Source organism: Vibrio crassostreae, from assembly GCF_041439375.1.
In the GTDB taxonomy this organism is placed as follows: Bacteria; Pseudomonadota; Gammaproteobacteria; order Enterobacterales; family Vibrionaceae; genus Vibrio; species Vibrio crassostreae_D.
On record NZ_JBGONY010000053.1, the window covers coordinates 1 to 16,532 of the forward strand.

Annotated in this window: 20 protein-coding genes; 9 read left to right on the forward strand and 11 right to left on the reverse strand. The window is 44.3% G+C overall.

Annotated features, from left to right (window positions below; all coding sequences use genetic code 11):
• Positions 1-147 precede the first annotated feature (147 nt).
• Positions 148-714: an elongation factor P gene (gene efp / locus ACED45_RS18585; RefSeq protein WP_048661402.1), complete on the reverse strand. Its 567-nt coding sequence runs from the start codon at positions 712-714 to the stop codon at positions 148-150.
• Between the two features lie 33 nt (positions 715-747).
• On the opposite strand from efp, the gene epmB reads away from it, so the two are divergent.
• Positions 748-1,770, forward strand: coding sequence for an EF-P beta-lysylation protein EpmB (gene epmB / locus ACED45_RS18590; protein WP_371714705.1), 1,023 nt, complete (start codon positions 748-750; stop codon positions 1,768-1,770).
• A 143-nt stretch (positions 1,771-1,913) separates the two neighbouring features.
• Positions 1,914-2,402 carry an MgtC/SapB family protein gene (locus tag ACED45_RS18595; protein ID WP_048607785.1) on the forward strand — a complete coding sequence of 163 codons (489 nt, stop codon included), beginning with the start codon at positions 1,914-1,916 and terminating at the stop codon, positions 2,400-2,402.
• 95 nt (positions 2,403-2,497) lie between these two features.
• Here ACED45_RS18595 and ACED45_RS18600 read toward each other — a convergent pair whose 3' ends face one another.
• The 4 genes from ACED45_RS18600 to ACED45_RS18615 form a co-directional block, all read right to left on the reverse strand.
• A complete protein-coding gene (locus ACED45_RS18600; RefSeq protein WP_371714706.1) occupies positions 2,498-3,976 on the reverse strand; it encodes a sensor domain-containing diguanylate cyclase in 1,479 nt (492 codons plus the stop codon).
• A gap of 251 nt (positions 3,977-4,227) precedes the next feature.
• Entirely contained in the window at positions 4,228-4,785 is a 558-nt protein-coding gene (locus tag ACED45_RS18605) for a VC2662 family protein (RefSeq protein WP_009847923.1), read from the reverse strand.
• Positions 4,786-5,105: 320 nt separating this feature from the next.
• Positions 5,106-6,761: a chaperonin GroEL gene (groL, locus tag ACED45_RS18610; protein WP_371714707.1), complete on the reverse strand. Its 1,656-nt coding sequence runs from the start codon at positions 6,759-6,761 to the stop codon at positions 5,106-5,108.
• 206 nt (positions 6,762-6,967) lie between these two features.
• Entirely contained in the window at positions 6,968-7,258 is a 291-nt protein-coding gene (locus ACED45_RS18615) for a co-chaperone GroES (RefSeq protein ID WP_010433998.1), read from the reverse strand.
• Positions 7,259-7,476: 218 nt separating this feature from the next.
• On the opposite strand from ACED45_RS18615, the gene ACED45_RS18620 reads away from it, so the two are divergent.
• The gene (locus tag ACED45_RS18620; RefSeq protein WP_017067999.1) at positions 7,477-8,826 is read left to right on the forward strand and encodes an MATE family efflux transporter; all 1,350 of its coding nucleotides are present in this window, start codon (positions 7,477-7,479) and stop codon (positions 8,824-8,826) included.
• A 62-nt stretch (positions 8,827-8,888) separates the two neighbouring features.
• Here ACED45_RS18620 and ACED45_RS18625 read toward each other — a convergent pair whose 3' ends face one another.
• Positions 8,889-9,185, reverse strand: coding sequence for a HigA family addiction module antitoxin (locus ACED45_RS18625; RefSeq protein WP_017067998.1), 297 nt, complete (start codon positions 9,183-9,185; stop codon positions 8,889-8,891).
• A complete protein-coding gene (locus ACED45_RS18630) occupies positions 9,185-9,463 on the reverse strand; it encodes a type II toxin-antitoxin system RelE/ParE family toxin (RefSeq protein ID WP_017067997.1) in 279 nt (92 codons plus the stop codon). Before ACED45_RS18630 ends, ACED45_RS18625 begins: the two co-directional genes overlap by 1 nt.
• Positions 9,464-9,626: 163 nt before the next feature.
• On the opposite strand from ACED45_RS18630, the gene ACED45_RS18635 reads away from it, so the two are divergent.
• Together ACED45_RS18635 and ACED45_RS18640 are read left to right on the forward strand one after the other, a co-directional pair.
• Positions 9,627-10,112, forward strand: a complete 486-nt coding sequence (locus ACED45_RS18635) for a methylated-DNA--[protein]-cysteine S-methyltransferase (RefSeq protein ID WP_371714708.1) — start codon at positions 9,627-9,629, stop codon at positions 10,110-10,112.
• Between the two features lie 108 nt (positions 10,113-10,220).
• The gene (locus tag ACED45_RS18640) at positions 10,221-10,409 is read left to right on the forward strand and encodes a hypothetical protein (protein ID WP_017063158.1); all 189 of its coding nucleotides are present in this window, start codon (positions 10,221-10,223) and stop codon (positions 10,407-10,409) included.
• A gap of 15 nt (positions 10,410-10,424) precedes the next feature.
• On the opposite strand, the gene ACED45_RS18645 is transcribed toward ACED45_RS18640, so the two are convergent.
• The 3 genes from ACED45_RS18645 to gpmM form a co-directional block, all read right to left on the reverse strand.
• On the reverse strand, positions 10,425-10,748 hold the full coding sequence (locus ACED45_RS18645) for a nucleotidyltransferase family protein (protein ID WP_017063157.1): 324 nt from the start codon (positions 10,746-10,748) through the stop codon (positions 10,425-10,427).
• Complete coding sequence (locus tag ACED45_RS18650) at positions 10,738-11,184, reverse strand: HI0074 family nucleotidyltransferase substrate-binding subunit (RefSeq protein ID WP_017093683.1); 447 nt, start codon at positions 11,182-11,184, stop codon at positions 10,738-10,740. Before ACED45_RS18650 ends, ACED45_RS18645 begins: the two co-directional genes overlap by 11 nt.
• Before the next feature lie 362 nt (positions 11,185-11,546).
• On the reverse strand, positions 11,547-13,079 hold the full coding sequence (gene gpmM, locus ACED45_RS18655) for a 2,3-bisphosphoglycerate-independent phosphoglycerate mutase (RefSeq protein ID WP_061019347.1): 1,533 nt from the start codon (positions 13,077-13,079) through the stop codon (positions 11,547-11,549).
• 350 nt (positions 13,080-13,429) lie between these two features.
• Between gpmM and wecA the strand changes: the two genes are divergently transcribed.
• On the forward strand, positions 13,430-14,494 hold the full coding sequence (gene wecA, locus ACED45_RS18660; protein WP_371714709.1) for a UDP-N-acetylglucosamine--undecaprenyl-phosphate N-acetylglucosaminephosphotransferase: 1,065 nt from the start codon (positions 13,430-13,432) through the stop codon (positions 14,492-14,494).
• A 408-nt stretch (positions 14,495-14,902) separates the two neighbouring features.
• On the forward strand, positions 14,903-15,100 hold the full coding sequence (locus ACED45_RS18665; RefSeq protein WP_371714710.1) for a hypothetical protein: 198 nt from the start codon (positions 14,903-14,905) through the stop codon (positions 15,098-15,100).
• A gap of 67 nt (positions 15,101-15,167) precedes the next feature.
• Here ACED45_RS18665 and ACED45_RS18670 read toward each other — a convergent pair whose 3' ends face one another.
• Entirely contained in the window at positions 15,168-15,326 is a 159-nt protein-coding gene (locus ACED45_RS18670) for a hypothetical protein (protein WP_371714711.1), read from the reverse strand.
• Positions 15,327-15,516: 190 nt separating this feature from the next.
• Here ACED45_RS18670 and ACED45_RS18675 point away from each other — a divergent pair, with 190 nt between their 5' ends.
• Both ACED45_RS18675 and nadS read left to right on the forward strand, forming a co-directional pair.
• On the forward strand, positions 15,517-15,903 hold the full coding sequence (locus ACED45_RS18675; protein WP_371714712.1) for a type II toxin-antitoxin system RelE/ParE family toxin: 387 nt from the start codon (positions 15,517-15,519) through the stop codon (positions 15,901-15,903).
• 2 nt (positions 15,904-15,905) lie between these two features.
• The gene (nadS, locus tag ACED45_RS18680; protein ID WP_017067989.1) at positions 15,906-16,190 is read left to right on the forward strand and encodes a NadS family protein; all 285 of its coding nucleotides are present in this window, start codon (positions 15,906-15,908) and stop codon (positions 16,188-16,190) included.
• Positions 16,191-16,532 lie beyond the last annotated feature (342 nt).

A 16,532-nucleotide genomic window follows, 5' to 3' on the forward strand; every position in this document is an offset into this window, starting at 1 on the left:
CCTTGGAACTTCAAACATTAGCAACATAGCCCCGTGGGTTCATGGGGCGCATACGCTATATCTGATAAGCAGATACAAAAAAGGTCGCTCATGAGCGACCTTTTCTATTTCACTGAACCATCCCAAAATAGGATGGGCACAATCAAATTACTTCACACGACCAACGTATTCGCCAGTACGAGTATCAACTTTAACAACTTCACCGATTGCGATGAATAGAGGTACGCGAACTACCGCGCCAGTTGCTAGAGTCGCAGGTTTACCGCCAGTACCTTGTGTGTCGCCTTTAAGGCCAGGATCGGTTTCAGTTACTGCGATCTCAACAAAGTTTGGCGGAGTAACAGTGATAGGGTTATCATTCCACAACGTTAGAGTACAAACGTCATTTTCAACTAACCATTTTGCTGAGTCAGCGACTGCTTTTACGTCTGCTGCGATTTGCTCAAATGTTTCGTTGTTCATGAAGTGATAGAATTCGCCATCGTTGTATAGGTAACCTAGTTCAACGTCAACAACATCTGCAAGCTCAAAGCTTTCGCCTGATTTGAATGTTTTCTCTAACACTTTGCCTGACAGCAGTTTACGAAGTTTTACACGGTTAAACGCTTGGCCTTTACCTGGCTTAACGTATTCATTGTCGATAATTGAGCAAGGCTCGTTATCTAACATGAATTTTAAACCGCCTTTGAATTCATTGGTGCTTACTGACGCCATGATTTTCTCTTCCACATCTTTGAGTTAATTTCAATGCCGCATATCATAACCCGAAAAGTCGAATCTGTTGAGCAAAACTGGCTCAAACAACTATCGAATGCGATCTCTGACCCGACAAAACTGCTTGAGGCATTGGAAATAGACCCAACACCGTGGCAAGCAGGCTTCGCTGCTCGTGAGCTATTTGCACTTCGGGTACCTCTTAGCTTTGTCGAACGAATGGAAAAAGGCAACCCACACGATCCATTACTAAGACAGGTTTTACCGCTAAGTGAAGAGTTTGAGGTGCACCAAGGCTATTCTGCTGACCCACTGGAAGAGCAAGACAACGCGATTCCAGGTTTACTGCACAAATACAAAAATCGCGCATTGATGATTGTGAAAGGTGGCTGTGCAATTAACTGCCGCTACTGCTTCCGTCGTCATTTTCCTTATCAAGATAACAAGGGCTCAAAGTCGGTGTGGCAAACCAGCCTCGACTATGTGGCTGCTCACTCAGAGATCAACGAGGTTATCTTATCGGGTGGCGATCCACTGATGGCAAAAGATAGCGAACTAGAATGGCTTATCAGTGCTATCGAACAGATCCCACATGTCAAAACCGTTCGAATCCACAGCCGATTACCGGTTGTGATCCCCACTCGAGTGACGGATGAACTGTGCCAATTGTTAGCGCAAACTCACCTCAATGTGGTCATGGTGAGCCATATTAATCATGCCAACGAAATTAACTTAGAGCTCAAAAAAGCCTTTCATAAGCTGAAGCAAAGTGGTGTGACTCTGCTTAACCAGGGCGTGATGCTTAAAGGGGTGAACAACAGCGCTAACTCCTTGAAAGAATTAAGCGAAAAACTATTCGATGCTGGCGTTTTACCTTACTATATGCATGTACTTGATAAAGTTCAGGGCGCTGCTCATTTCTATATTTCTGATGAAGAAGCGAAGCATCATTTTAAAGGGCTAATCTCTGAGGTTTCTGGCTACTTGGTGCCTAAGTTAACTCGTGAGATTGGTGGACGCAGCAGCAAGACGCCACTCGACCTCCACATTGAATAGCGAGCGGACTTCAAAAAGCGACTAAGCTTATCTGTAACAACAACACGTTGCTAAATGCACCTTAACGACAAAAATTTTTTGTTCGATCGTCCGGTCTATTATTAGCATACTCAGCTCTATTCTAAATTTTTAGGAGGGGTGATATGACACAATTTATAGAACAAACTCTCAACCTTGCCCCCTTTAGCTGGGCAGGCCTTGCAGTATGCATGCTGTGTGGTTCGTTAATCGGCATCGAAAGGCAAACACGCGGCAAACCGGTCGGAATCAGGACATCGATTCTGATCATCAGCGGTACCTATTTCTTCCTCACCATGGCGATTAGCCTGTCCCCTAACACGCTCGATCAAGCTCGTGTGCTTGGTCAGATCATTACTGGGGTTGGTTTCCTTGGCGCTGGAGTAATGATGACACTAGATGGAAAGATTCATGGTGTCACTTCAGCCGCGATTATCTGGGTACTCGCTGCATTAGGTATGATGATCGCACTTGGTCACCTTTCCCAATCGGTCATTATCACGCTAATGGCGCTAGTAATTCTGCTTGGTGTCGATAAGGTGGAAAACAGCTTCCAAAGCCTGCGTCGTGGTGTTCATCAGAAGTGGATGCGAAAAGGTCGCGTGAAAAAGTAATCCTAATCTTAGGTGCAATTGCTTAGAGACAATTCCCTAGAGACAAAAAAAGAAGCCTAGTCAAACGACTAGGCTTTGAGTTTGTACGAAAGCGCTTAATACACCTGAATACACACCTGATTCTTACCCGCTGCCTTTGCCTTATAGAGCTGCTCATCCGAAGAACGAATACTCTGGTTTTTCCATAAATGCCCAACACTGTCGAACTTATACAGAGAGTAGAGCGTCGCGCCACCAGATACTGAAACACTAATCTTGTCACCCGTAGGGCATCGATAACTCTGTAGGCTAATGTCGTTTCGAATTCGCTCAAAGATCGACGAAAGCAACTCTGATGATTCCCCCGTAATCGCAACAACAAACTCTTCACCACCAAATCGAGCCACGATATCTTGCTGTCTAACGCTGTTCAGCATCAACTGAGCAACATGGCAAATCACCTCGTCCCCCACTTTATGGCCATATTGATCATTAACGACTTTGAAATCATCGATATCAAACACGCCAACACCAATAATAGGCTCTTCATCCTGAGCCAGTAATCGAGCTTCAAAACCACGTCGATTTAGCAAGCCAGTTAGTGGGTCGCGCATTGCTAGGTCATTTAAACGCTGGTGTTCTTGTCTTGTATAGAAGCGCCATAACCATAAAACTGAGAGCAGATACAAAATCAAGAGTATCGAAAGTTGAATCTTCTCCATCTCCAATACATGCAGAAAGTGCTCGCTCTTATCTTCTTCAATACTCAGATACAACTGAGTGTTAATGTCACCTACATACAGAGGCTTGGAATAGGTAAAATCCATAAACCCGTATTTGTTTGCGCCTCGCGTACTCGTCACTTGATAGCCATGGGTAGGGTTCGATACGAGATTAGAGACATAACCATCCACACCCAACACCCCTTTGAATTCGCCATTAACGTAGATCCCTTTGGTTAAGGTCACCACTTTCTGACCTGTCAGGTAGTCATCGTACTGGCCGGTATACACCACCTGGTCTTGACCTTGAGCTAAGCCAAAACGAATCGTGTTCACCCAATAAGGTCTGCTATTCACAACCGAATCAAAGGTGTCGCCCTTGATGTAACTGGCAAAGTCAGAAGGCGAAGATATGATGAACTTCTCTTTTGAAATGAAGTAAATCGCAGAGATGGTATCAATGGTATTGGCAAAATAAGCCATGGTCGGTGCGATGAACAAGCGCTTACCCGCTTCGGCATAAAGGTCCGATTTCGGGTTGCACATCTCGCGAGGGCCAGAGAACATAAAATCAAAACGAGGGGCATGTTGCTCCTCACTGGTAAAGTAGCACGTCTCACCTTCGATCTTTTTGTCATGCGAGAATACGTAGGTATCCCCATGCAGTGGATAAAGAGCCGTGATGTTGTACTCAAGCGCATTTATGATCTGTGTGAGCTCCACTAAAGAGCGTGTCACGCCTTGGTTTTCCATTCCATACTGTTTATCTGATTCTTCCGCTGAATCAACGAGCAACAAGCTCAAAACTACTAAAAAACTGGCGGTCAGGCCTAAGAAAGCCTTTTTAAAATCGACGGTATGGTGGTTAATCAAAGCATATAAGTCATCATCGGGGGTTTATCGCACATTGTACTTATAAATCAAAACATCGCAACAACAAATATAAAACAACATGCTTATTGGGTAATTTGAAGAAGTTTATCGAGGAAGTGGCATTGAATGTAATAACGCCTAAACAAGGGTTTAGGCGTTGAGAAACTTAGCCTTAAAAGCTAATTCGTAACTAAAAGCTAATGCGCTAACTAAAAGTCGCCAATAGTAGAACTAAAGGCTAAACGGCAGCGTTATTTAGCAAAGTTTACAATCGGGAAGCACGGGAAGAAACCGTTATCAGCACAGTTGATCAGGCCAATCTGCACGCCTTCGATTTTGTTGGTTTTGTTGAAAATACCAACCTGAACCGTAGACACTTCTGAAAGGTTCGCTGCACCCACATCAACCATAGTGTTACCTTCTGAGTAGTTGACGAAACTCACGTTCGCGCCTTTTACATCATTGGTAATGTTCACTGCACCAAGGTTAACACCGGTTGTTTTACCCGTGTTCCAGTTGAAGAAACCTAGAGATGCGCCGGTCATTTCTTGGTTCACTTTTGATGCACCGAAGATACCCAGGTTCACACCTGTTGTTGTTTGCGTCTCAGACATACCAACAACCGCAAGATCGACACCTTTAAGGTCGTTTACTTGTCCGTGAAGCAGAGCTAAACGTACACCGCCAACCGCATCTGAATCAGGTGCGTTGAAGCCGTTGATCGTTGAAAACATAACTGGCGATGAAGCAAATGCCGCTGGTGCCATTACCGCTGCCGACACAGCTAATACTGAAAGTAGTTTTTTCATTGGGGGAGTCTCCACTGACTTATTGTTGACTTGATTAATCCATTTTCAATCAAGCATTTATTATCCTTTATTCAACAGCTATCCATGTTAGATCAATGTCATAACTGTACTGTTGAATATAAGCCGCTAAACCATAAAGAGCAATGGTTAAGAGCAGATGCGGGATTCGAGTGAACGAGATGCGAAAGGCAAAGAGCGGATAAGAGATACGGGTGACGAGATGCGAAGAGCAAAAAAAACGGAGACCGAAGTCTCCGCTTTAAAGCTTATATCTTTCAAAGCCTATGTATGGCTTTCTCTGTTACGAGAAAGGGGGATGATTACATCATACCGCCCATGCCACCCATACCGCCCATACCACCCATACCACCCATATCAGGCATTGCAGGGCCAGAATCTTGAGGCTTGTCTGTGATCATCGCTTCTGTTGTGATCATAAGACCAGCAACTGATGCTGCGAACTGAAGTGCAGAACGAGTTACCTTAGTTGGATCCAGGATACCCATCGCAATCATGTCGCCGTATTCGCCAGTAGCCGCGTTGTAACCGTAGTTACCTTCGCCAGCACGAACGTTGTTAGCAACCACTGATTCTTCATCACCCGCGTTCTTAGTGATTTGACGAATCGGTGCTTCCATTGCACGTAGTGCAACACGGATACCTACGTTTTGCTCTTCGTTGTCACCTTCAAGGTTAGCAACTTTAGATGCAGCGCGGATAAGTGCAACACCACCACCAGCAACCACACCTTCTTCAACTGCAGCGCGAGTTGCGTGAAGTGCATCTTCTACGCGGTCTTTCTTCTCTTTCATCTCAACTTCAGTCGCTGCGCCAACTTTGATTACTGCAACACCGCCAGCTAGTTTCGCTACGCGCTCTTGAAGTTTCTCTTTGTCGTAGTCTGAAGTAGCATCTTCGATTTGTTGACGGATTTGAGAAACACGACCTTGGATCATCATTTCTTCGCCCGCACCATCGATGATGGTTGAGTTTTCTTTAGTAATAGTAATACGCTTAGCTTGACCTAGGTCTTCTAGCGTTACTTTCTCAAGGTCTAGGCCAATCTCTTCAGAGATAACCGTGCCACCCGTTAGGATAGCGATATCTTGAAGCATAGACTTACGACGGTCACCGAAACCAGGTGCTTTAACCGCAGCCACTTTAACGATGCCACGCATGTTGTTCACAACGAGAGTTGCAAGCGCTTCGCCTTCTACATCTTCAGCGATGATAAGAAGTGGACGAGATGCCTTAGCAACGGCTTCTAGAGTCGGAAGAAGTTCACGGATGTTCGAAACTTTCTTGTCGATAAGAAGAATGAATGGGCTTTCTAGATCAACAGAACCCGCTTCTTGGTTGTTGATGAAGTAAGGAGATAGGTAACCACGGTCGAACTGCATACCTTCAACTACGTCTAGCTCGTCTTGTAGAGCCTGACCTTCTTCAACCGTGATTACGCCATCACGACCTACTTTTTCCATCGCTTCAGCAATGATGTTACCTACTGTCGAATCAGAGTTCGCAGAGATAGTACCTACTTGCGCGATAGCTTTTGTATCTGCGCATGGAACAGAAAGGCCTTTTAGCTCTTCAACTGCAGCGATAACTGCTTTGTCGATACCGCGCTTAAGATCCATTGGATTCATGCCAGCAGCAACGGCTTTTAAGCCTTCAGTGATGATTGCTTGAGCAAGAACTGTTGCTGTAGTCGTACCGTCGCCCGCTGCGTCATTCGCTTGCGAAGCCACTTCTTTAACCATTTGCGCGCCCATGTTTTGGAACTTGTCTTCAAGTTCGATTTCACGTGCAACTGAAACACCATCTTTAGTGATCGTTGGTGCGCCAAATGATTTGTCTAGAACAACGTTACGGCCTTTAGGACCTAGCGTTACTTTTACTGCGTCAGCCAGAACGTTTACACCTTCTAGCATTTTAATACGTGCGTCATTACCAAATTTAACGTCTTTAGCAGCCATCTTAATTTCCTTTCAAATTCTTTGTTTCGGGGCGTCTCAGCGTTATCGCGTCATTCTGAACAGTGAGGGACGAACGTGATTCAGAATCTACTCAAATCGCACTCTGTTTAGATTCCAGATAATTCGTTCCTCATTTCTGGAATGACGATATGAATCATCCAATACTGGCTCTGATAACTTTTACTGAGAGTTAAATGAAAAATAGATTACTCGACGATCGCCATGATGTCGTTTTCAGACATAATCAGAACTTCTTTGCCGTCGATTTTTTCAGTTTTCGTGCCGTAACCTTCAGCAAAGATAACGGTATCGCCAACTTTTACGTCCAACGGTTGCACTGAACCGTTTTCTAGAATGCGGCCTTTGCCGACAGCTAGAATGATACCGCGAGTCGATTTTTCTGCGGCAGAACCAGTTAGAACGATGCCACCAGCAGATTTAGATTCAACTTCTTGGCGCTCAACGATAACTCGGTCATGTAGAGGACGGATATTCATCGGTCTTATCTCCTGATAATTTCCATTTAAATTTTGATAGTTGCCACGATTAGCGTGGGTCAAACAATATGTTGGGGGCGATGTGAAAGATCCCAAGGGGGGAACGAAAAAATTGTGAGCTAAAGTGCAGATTCTCACCCCTCATCTTTCCCTGCTTTTCGTTTACTCGTATCCCGCATCTGTTTATCCTACGCTTTTGGTTTCTATCGGCGTTTTGCATGCAAGATAAGCACGGGCTATTAACTGCCCCAATTGAGAGTACATTGCGTACCATGACCATACCGACCATATTCGGTATGGTGGCGATCTTGATGTTTAACTTGGTCGATACTTTCTTCATCTCATTGCTTGGCACCCAAGCCTTAGCCGCGGTGAGTTTTACCTTTCCAGTCACCTTTGCCATCAACTGCATCACCATGGGGATTGGTATTGGCTTATCGACATGTATCGGTCGATTACTTGGCCAAGGCAGCGCACAAAATGCAGCTCGCTTTACCTGCCATGGATTATTACTCGCGCTACTTCTGGTCTGCTGCGCTTCCGCTGTTGGCATTATCTCACTCGACCCCTTATTTACTTTATTGGGTGCCGAAGCGGAGTTACTGCCTCTGATCTCTGAGTACATGCTGATCTGGTATATCACCATTCCCCTATTAGTGATCCCAATGGCAGGCAACAGCGCTATTCGTGCCAGTGGCGATACCAAAACGCCTGCTAAAATCATGATGCTGGCAGGGTTAATCAACGGCGTTCTCGACCCTTTGCTTATTTTTGGATACGGCCCCTTCCCTGAACTAGGGATTCAAGGTGCTGCAATTGCAAGTGGTTTCAGTTGGTTTGGCGCTTTGTGTTGCTCGCTGTACATCTTGATTAAACGAGAAAAGCTTCTGGCTTTACCGAATATCAAAAACATCCTTAGCGATTGGTATCAAATACTGACTATCGGCACTCCTGCGGCACTGTCCAATGCGCTCAATCCATTAGCGGGTGCCATCATAATGATGATGTTGGCCAAACAGGGAACCGAAGCCGTTGCTGCTTATGGTGCTGCTCAGCGTATTGAATCCATTCTTATCATTGTGTTGATGTCTCTGACTTCAGCCCTTACGCCTTTCATGGCGCAGAACTTTGGCGCAAACAACTCTCAACGCAGCTTTAAGGCATTGTTTCTCAGTATGCGTTTTGCTGTGATGTTCCAAGGTTTGATTTTCTTAATGATGGTGCCGTTGAGCATCCCCTTAGCTGCCCTGTTCTCTCAAGAAGAATCCGTACGAGGCATTTTGTGGCATTACTTGTTGGTCGTCCCCTTTAGCTATGGATTCCAAGGTATTGTGATGATGCTGATCAGTGGAATGAATGCCATGCATCAACCACTCAAAGCCTTTCAATGGAGCTTCATGCGTTTGTTTGTGTTTACCTTGCCCTTTGCGTGGATAGGCAGCCAAATTGATGGTGTCGAAGGGTTGTTTATTGGTTTAGCCTTGGGGAACATCATGGGTGGTATTTCAGGGTATTGCTTTGCACTTCGTGTGAGGGCTAAAGCAGATGCGGGATACGAAGAGGGATAGTACAAACCAAAAACTGAAAGACAAACGCTGACTACGCAGCGCTTAGTCCATCTTCGTTATATTTATGTCGCTAGAGCAAAGTTGATCGTATTTACCTTCGCTAGATTAACGTTCTGTTTTGCTTGCCACAGATCATAGTGATCCTGCATTGTTAACCAACTCTCCGGGGTTCTACCCAGTGACTTAGAAAGACGTAAAGCCATTTCAGGAGAAACTGCACTTTGGCCTTTAAGAACACGATTCAGCGTAGAAGGGGATACATCAAGCTGCTTTGCAACAAAACGACAGCTATAACCAAACGGTTCCATATATAGGTCATAAATAAACTCACCTGGGTGAGGAGGGTTGTGCATACTCATTAGTGATAATCCTCATAATTTAAAATATAGGCATTACCATCAATAAATTCGAAAGTAATACGCCAATTACCATTTACTGTGATTGACCAAATACCATCTCTATCCCCTTTTAATGGGTGAAGCTTAAAGCCAGGTAGATCAACATCATCAATAATGGTTGCAGTATCTATAGCTGCCAACTGCATCCTAAGCTTACGCTCATGCTTAGCTTGAATACCGGCTTTACTGCCAGTCTCAAAAAACTTTTTGAGACCTTTATGCTTGAATGTTTTAATCATACAGAGAGTGTAGCGTGTTGCGCATCATGAATCAAATTTCAAGCAGCTTAAGAGCAGATGCGAGATTCGGGTAAACGGGATGCGAAAAGATTTAAGAGCTTAAGAGCAGTTACGAGATTCGAAGAGCTTGAGAGCAGAAAAAGACTAAAAAAAGGAAGATGACATGGAAGACACCACTTACAAAATGCTTTATGACGCGCCGATTGGCAAGATGATCATTGTGAGCAATGGTGTGTCGCTTATTGAAATTGACCATGTAAATCACGAAGAGCTAATGATTAGCAATCCAGATGACCTTTGCCAACTGGCAGCGAAACAGTTAGATGAGTACTTCGCAGGTCATCGAATAGAATTCGATTTGCCATTAAGAGCGATAAAAGGCACTGAGTTTCAAAAAGTAGCTTGGCAGGCTTTAACAACCATTCCTTATGGCAAAACCATCAGTTACGGTGAGCAAGCAAAGAGAATGGACAACCCAAAAGCCGTAAGAGCAGTGGGTGGTGCGAACGGCAGAAACCCATTTAGTATTGTTGTGCCTTGCCATAGAGTCATCGGCGCGAATGGAACATTAACCGGCTACACCGGCGGTATGAATCGCAAAGAGTGGTTGTTAGATTTTGAGCGTTCGATCTTAAATAAAAAGAAGTAAACCTTATCTCACTAGATCAATAATATAAAATTTCGCCATCAAGAAGCGCCATTATCACCAGACAACATATAGTCTATATTTAAAATTTCATACAAAGAGGTGATGGTAATGTCCACTGATACGATTGAATCTTATGAAGATCGAAAGCGTAGAGATGGAGCTATAGCGCTAATGAAACTATTATCGTTTTCTATTGATGATAAAAAACATGACCGAGTCAATTCAGGTACTCAGATTCGAGATAAACTGGCAAAACGTAAACAATCGGTTCAAGAATCAACATCACCGTTACGCTGATAATAATACGTTCGGTTACTTTAGTTTAATCCCATAAGTGTCAATATGGGCAAGTAACTCGCTTGATGTAATTCTATGCTTAACGAGCAAGTCAACCTTGAATGGAAGCGACGACTGTTCTAAACGATCTTGCAAGCCTGCGACGACACTTAACGAAATCCCATGCCCCTCGATAACAATATCGATGTCGGAGTTATCTTTATAAGTTCCAAGGGCTCTAGAACCGAATACCCAGGCATGAATGACTGCGGCATGACTCAAAACAATATCCTCAATCAACTGATACTGATGAGGCTTAAGGCCGACCGAGTCTGGTTTAACCAAATAACTATCGATCACATTTAACCTCTTGTTCGCATTGACCCTCTTGATCACATTTAAGCTTTAAATAGAGTGTGACTTGCCCTATCACTGGTGAAAATGACTCTAAGATCAGTGACTGAGCTTCAAGGACATTTTCCTCATCATAGGTGTGGGACAATAAATTTCGTTTTATGAGTGCTTCAAGCATAATCTCACACTGCTCCGAAGACAGGTGCTTAGCTTCTAAGGCCGTACGAAAAACGCTCCTCGGCGAAGCCACATCAAACCCTTCAAACTCAAGTAAGTCTTTAAGGGTCTTCCATGTCAGTTCGAAAGAAAATTCAAAAGTTTGTACTAACCCAGCGAGCTCTAACTCATTGTAGCTATCTTGTGAGCACGCTCTCTCAAGCCTTTGCTGCGCTTTCATTAAGTTTTGCAGTCGTTGCTTCCAACGGTCTGGGTTTGAGTTCATATAAACAGCCTAAATATAAGGTAAAAGACAAGTATAGTATGAGCCTTAAGCTACCTAATCATTCAAGCAATGTCACTCTTTCGATATTCATCAAGACCGTTCTTTTCGTCTTTTGTTTAAGGTCGTGCCCTTATGTTCTCCCCTGCATGTTTTTCTTACCCAATACCTGTCCTTAAGCTCTCGCTACTCGCTTACCCGCATCCCGTATCTGCTCTTAAGCTCTTAAGCTCTTAAGCTCTTCGAATCCCGTTTACTCGTATCTCGCATCTATTCCTCAAACTCCAGATACAAAAAACGGCCACACTCGCGTGCAGCCGTTCTAGTATTCGATGAAAGTTAAAACTATTTATCTAAAACAGTAATTACTTAACGATCACATCACCTGACATCTCAGCCGGGATTGCGATACCAGACAGAGAAAGCATCGTTGGTGCTAAGTCAGACAGCTTACCGCCTTCTTTGAACTCAACGTCTTTGCTGCCCACGTAGATAAGTGGAACTGGTAGGTTAGTGTGTGCAGTGTGGATGCCGCCCGTTTCTGGGTTTACCATCATTTCCGCGTTACCGTGGTCAGCAGTGATAAGCAGTTGGCCATCGGCTTCTTTGATTGCTTCAACCACTTTGCCCAGACATTCGTCTAGTGACTCTACGGCTTTAACTGCTGCATCGTAAACGCCAGTGTGGCCAACCATGTCACAGTTAGGGAAGTTACAAACGATAGCGTCGTATTTGCCGCCTTTGATTGCTGCAACAAGCTTTTCAGTCAGCTCTGGAGCGCTCATTTCTGGTTGTAGGTCGTACGTTGCTACTTTTGGAGAAGCAACAAGCTGACGCTCTTCGCCTTCAAACTCGTCTTCTTTACCGCCGTTGAAGAAGAACGTCACGTGCGCGTATTTCTCTGTTTCAGAGATACGTAGCTGCGTTTTGCCTTCTTTCGATAGCCATTCACCGTAAGTGTTCTCTAGAGAAGCCGGTGGGAATGCACATAGAAGCGGGATGTCTGCTGCGTATTGAGTCAGCATCACGAAATCGATCGCTGGGAATACGTTACGAGCAAAACCATCGAAATCAGGAACGAATGCACGTGTAATTTCACGAGCACGGTCAGCACGGTAGTTCATGAAGATTACCGCATCGCCATCAACGATAGCGGCAGACTCTTCGCCTTCCGCTTTGATTTCAGTCGCTTTAACGAACTCATCGTTTTCGTCACGAGCGTAAGCCGCTTCTAGGCCAGCTACTGCAGTGTCGAATGTGAACTCTGCTTTTGCTTGAGTCAGCAGGTCGTAAGATTCTTGAACGCGATCCCAGTTGTTATCACGGTCCATTGCGTAGTAACGACCAATAAGCGAAGCCACACGGCCTTTACCTAGCTTAGCGAACAACGCTTGGAAGCGTGCTAGTGTGTTTTCTGCGCTACGTGGCGGCGTATCACGGCCATCTAGGAATGCGTGTAGGTAGATTTTCTCTGCACCACGTTCTGCTGCCATTTCAACAGCCGCGTAAATGTGATCTTCATGAGAGTGAACGCCACCTGGAGACATAAGACCCATGATGTGAACCGCTTTCTCAGCTTTCACCGCTTTATCGATAGCATTTACTAGCGTTTCAGTTTGGCCGAACTCGCCGTCTGAAATTGACTTGGTAATACGAGTAAGATCTTGGTATACCACGCGACCCGCACCGATGTTGGTGTGACCCACTTCAGAGTTACCCATTTGGCCATCAGGTAGGCCGACATCTAAGCCAGAAGCCGAGATTAGCGTGTTAGGTTGGTTAGCAATAAGACCGTCTAATACTGGTGTTTTAGCGTTCGCGATAGCGTTGTCTTGGTTGTCTTCACGGTAACCGTAACCGTCAAGGATCACTAGAGCCATTGGCTTCTTAGCTGACATAGGACTGACCTCGTTCAATTCAAAATAAATCGGTATAAAAACAAATTAGCGTAATTTTACTACAGTTTACAGTCAAAACTGTAGCGGAAGATCAAGAAAGGGCGCAGGTAGGAGGATCGGATGTGAAAAAAAATGTCATTTTGTGTTTAAGGGTCGCATAAACCTTGAGCAACAGTATTGAGGAAAATATCGCTGTCGTCATTCTGTATTAACACTGAGTTACATACTAAAACCCAATATCACACTCAAAACACGCCCAACAAAACATACTCAACCAAGTGTACATCTTGGTAGTTTTAGCGTAAGATACACGCAAATAAACTCCTACAAAAAATTGGCTAGAGTTCATCATGTTATTAGAGCTATCATTTGTTGGCTTCTTCTCCTTTTCCTCACTCTTTTTGATGAGAAAAGTGGCAAAATCCATTGGCTTAGTGGATAAACCGAATGAGAGAAAGTTACACACTGGTGCGACCCCATTGGTAGGTGGTATAGCGATCAGCTTAACCATTGGCCAATTCATTGTTACCCATCCAGACGTCATCCCGCATAGCCCACTCTTTTTAGCTTCTGTTATTGCTCTTATTATTATCGGGGCGCTTGATGACAAATTCGACATTAGCTTCAAAATACGACTGGTGGTGCAAGCAATTCTCTCCATCGGCATGATGTATTTCGCCGACATTCGATTAGATAACATTGGTAACCTGTTTGGTACTGGCGACCTGCATTTAGGCTTCCTGAGCCCTGTAGTAACCATACTCGCAGTGATTGGCGCGATTAACGCGTTCAATATGGTCGACGGCATTGATGGATTGTTAGGTGGGCTTGCTATTGTAACTTTTGGCGGTATCGCCGTTTTACTTCAAGTCGACAGCCAACATGGCTTAGCGTATTTATGCGTGGTGTTCATTGTCGCAACCATTCCTTATATCATGATGAACTTAGGCATTCTTGGGCGAGAGCGTAAGGTTTTCATGGGCGACGCTGGCAGCATGATGATTGGCTTTACTGTGATTTGGTTACTGCTGGGCGCAAGCCAAGATCCATCAGAAGCTATGATGAGACCAATAACTGCACTGTGGTTAATTGCCGTACCGCTGATGGACATGGCTGCCATCATGTTCAGACGCGTACACCGCGGTGACTCCCCTTTCAAGCCCGACAGAGAGCACCTACACCACATCTTCCAACGCCTTGGTTTTACATCGCGTCAAACGCTCGCCATCATTTGTGCTATCGCAAGTAGCTTCGCTGGCTTCGGTATCTACGGAGAGTTCCTAGAAATTGCTGAATCGACCATGTTCATCCTGTTTATGATTTGTTTTGCTTCATACACTGTAGCTATGAGCTATGTTTGGCGCATCACCAGCTGGATTAGAAGTTTGCGTAACCTTCCAGAAAAAGTCTACTAGTGATTAACAGTGTATTAATAGTTTAGTTTCCAGAAAGTACGTTCAATGAACGAGCTTTCAAACCAAAACTTCTCAAGCAAAACGCAAAAAGGGCCCAACCTCATATTGAGATTGGGCCCTTTTTCTGTGTTTATTTTGGTTTAAGCGATTGTGATTTAACTCTGAAGCACGTCACGATGACGAAGAACACACTAAGCTCTGGCACTTGGAAGTATTCATCTCATAGGCCCAACGTTGAATAAACTAATAGCAACAAGCAAATCAAAACTAAAGACTCGTGTAGGGTAAAACTTGCGCCGTTAGGCCGCTATGCTAATCTCATTTTGTTAGGTGGTTACTCGGCCCTCAGGTAACCTTCAGTGAAAATCGAGCGTTGGTGATAGGCGCTTACATCAAGAGGACAACATCATGTTAGCCCCAATTCTCAGTGCGTTGTTAATGACGATTCCCTTTATCGCGGTCAGTGATAAGGTTCCTTCTTGGCTCAATGTCACCGGCTGGGCGTTGATCGTATTGATGCTGTTGCTAGGCTGGGCAACATTAAAAGCCGATAACATCATCGCTTGGTGTGAAAAGCAACGGGATAACGACCGCCCGACTCGTTAACACGAAGGCTTACCTTTTACTCACATTAACGTATCGAAAGCCGCCGCCTTAAAACGGCGCATTTTCGCTAGGGCTTGTCTTTCACGTCTTGTGTTTTCTTCTCTTCAGCGTCATTGGGACGTCTTGAACACACCTCTTCAAATTGATTTAACGTCGTTTCATCGATCGCGCCTGATTGGTGTAAATCATTGACGGTCTCACTCACTGTCTTCAATACATCGCTCATCTCATCCTCACTTTGATGCTCACAACCTTTGCTTTTGTCCTCTGAGCTTAACAGAAACGATACCAAAACGAACTCATAAGATCAGTCGCAACTGGCAAAGTGAATCAGCGCTTTTCAACGTTAAATAAACCTTAACTTAAAGACTCAAGTTTGCGACAGAACCGGGGATTCGCAAGAATACGGCGTTGATATGTGTCTTAATCAAAACTTGCAAAAAAGTAATCCATTGGCTTACACTTCATTTATGCATACAATCGTTGAATTACCCGAATACAAGAAACGAGTTGAAAAGCTCCTTTCTGAGGAAGAGAACAAGCAAATCATTAATTATCTAGCAGAGCACCCGAAAGCCGGTGTGTTAATGCAAGGGACAGGTGGAATTCGTAAGCTCAGGTGGGTAAAAGAGGGCAGTGGTAAAAGTGGTGGTGTAAGAGTTATCTATTACTACCATAGTGAAGAAATACCATTGTTTATGCTTTCTCTCTTTGGCAAAAACGAGAAAGCTAACTTATCTAAAGCTGAATGTAATGTTCTTAATAAACTAACCAAAATACTTGCAGACAGTTACGGGAGGTAATCATGACTAATGCATTTGAAAGTATCCAGCAAGGTCTCATGGAAGCCATTGAATTCGCAGATGGCGAAAACAAAGAGGCTACAGTTCACAAGTTTGACTCTGTTGACGTTAAAGCGGTGCGTAATAATGTAGCAATGACTCAGACTGAGTTTGCATCTACATTTGGTATCAGTCTAGGTACATTACGTCACTGGGAGCGTGGAGATAGAACACCAAGAGGTCCTGCTTTAGTGTTACTGAATGTACTTGCGAAAGATCCCCAAGCAGTAATCAGAGCTCTTGCTTGAACTACTACACCTCTAAAGGAGTATTAATCCCTATCGCTCTACCATTAGAATTGAATCGGCTTACATTGTCTCTTATAGGCGTTTAACGTGTTGGTCGTCCCTACCACCAAAAGATTTATGCTGGTGACCTTAACCCCTCAAGTGGAAGCGGGTACACCTAAAATGCAATGAGATTAAATGCAATGCATTGCAATGCAATGTGACATCACACATAAAACACAGATAACGGCTTGACGTCACCACTGAACATTGGCTAACTTTATAAAAACAGCCGTACACGGTTGTCTTTAGACTCAATATTGCCATGTTCTGGCACTAAGCGAGATAAGTATTGCGGTCTCG

What these genes read in the sequence shown, in the direction of transcription:
- efp (WP_048661402.1), bottom strand. Translation starts at nt 714, where the DNA reads ATGGCGTCAGTAAGCACCAATGAATTCAAAGGCGGTTTAAAATTCATG.
- epmB (WP_371714705.1), top strand. Translation starts at nt 748, where the DNA reads ATGCCGCATATCATAACCCGAAAAGTCGAATCTGTTGAGCAAAACTGG.
- ACED45_RS18595 (WP_048607785.1), top strand. Translation starts at nt 1,914, where the DNA reads ATGACACAATTTATAGAACAAACTCTCAACCTTGCCCCCTTTAGCTGG.
- ACED45_RS18605 (WP_009847923.1), bottom strand. Translation starts at nt 4,785, where the DNA reads ATGAAAAAACTACTTTCAGTATTAGCTGTGTCGGCAGCGGTAATGGCA.
- groL (WP_371714707.1), bottom strand. Translation starts at nt 6,761, where the DNA reads ATGGCTGCTAAAGACGTTAAATTTGGTAATGACGCACGTATTAAAATG.
- ACED45_RS18615 (WP_010433998.1), bottom strand. Translation starts at nt 7,258, where the DNA reads ATGAATATCCGTCCTCTACATGACCGAGTTATCGTTGAGCGCCAAGAA.
- ACED45_RS18620 (WP_017067999.1), top strand. Translation starts at nt 7,477, where the DNA reads ATGCAAGATAAGCACGGGCTATTAACTGCCCCAATTGAGAGTACATTG.
- ACED45_RS18625 (WP_017067998.1), bottom strand. Translation starts at nt 9,185, where the DNA reads ATGAGTATGCACAACCCTCCTCACCCAGGTGAGTTTATTTATGACCTA.
- ACED45_RS18630 (WP_017067997.1), bottom strand. Translation starts at nt 9,463, where the DNA reads ATGATTAAAACATTCAAGCATAAAGGTCTCAAAAAGTTTTTTGAGACT.
- ACED45_RS18635 (WP_371714708.1), top strand. Translation starts at nt 9,627, where the DNA reads ATGGAAGACACCACTTACAAAATGCTTTATGACGCGCCGATTGGCAAG.
- ACED45_RS18640 (WP_017063158.1), top strand. Translation starts at nt 10,221, where the DNA reads ATGTCCACTGATACGATTGAATCTTATGAAGATCGAAAGCGTAGAGAT.
- ACED45_RS18650 (WP_017093683.1), bottom strand. Translation starts at nt 11,184, where the DNA reads ATGAACTCAAACCCAGACCGTTGGAAGCAACGACTGCAAAACTTAATG.
- gpmM (WP_061019347.1), bottom strand. Translation starts at nt 13,079, where the DNA reads ATGTCAGCTAAGAAGCCAATGGCTCTAGTGATCCTTGACGGTTACGGT.
- wecA (WP_371714709.1), top strand. Translation starts at nt 13,430, where the DNA reads ATGTTATTAGAGCTATCATTTGTTGGCTTCTTCTCCTTTTCCTCACTC.
- ACED45_RS18665 (WP_371714710.1), top strand. Translation starts at nt 14,903, where the DNA reads ATGTTAGCCCCAATTCTCAGTGCGTTGTTAATGACGATTCCCTTTATC.
- ACED45_RS18670 (WP_371714711.1), bottom strand. Translation starts at nt 15,326, where the DNA reads ATGAGCGATGTATTGAAGACAGTGAGTGAGACCGTCAATGATTTACAC.
- ACED45_RS18675 (WP_371714712.1), top strand. Translation starts at nt 15,517, where the DNA reads ATGTGTCTTAATCAAAACTTGCAAAAAAGTAATCCATTGGCTTACACT.
- nadS (WP_017067989.1), top strand. Translation starts at nt 15,906, where the DNA reads ATGACTAATGCATTTGAAAGTATCCAGCAAGGTCTCATGGAAGCCATT.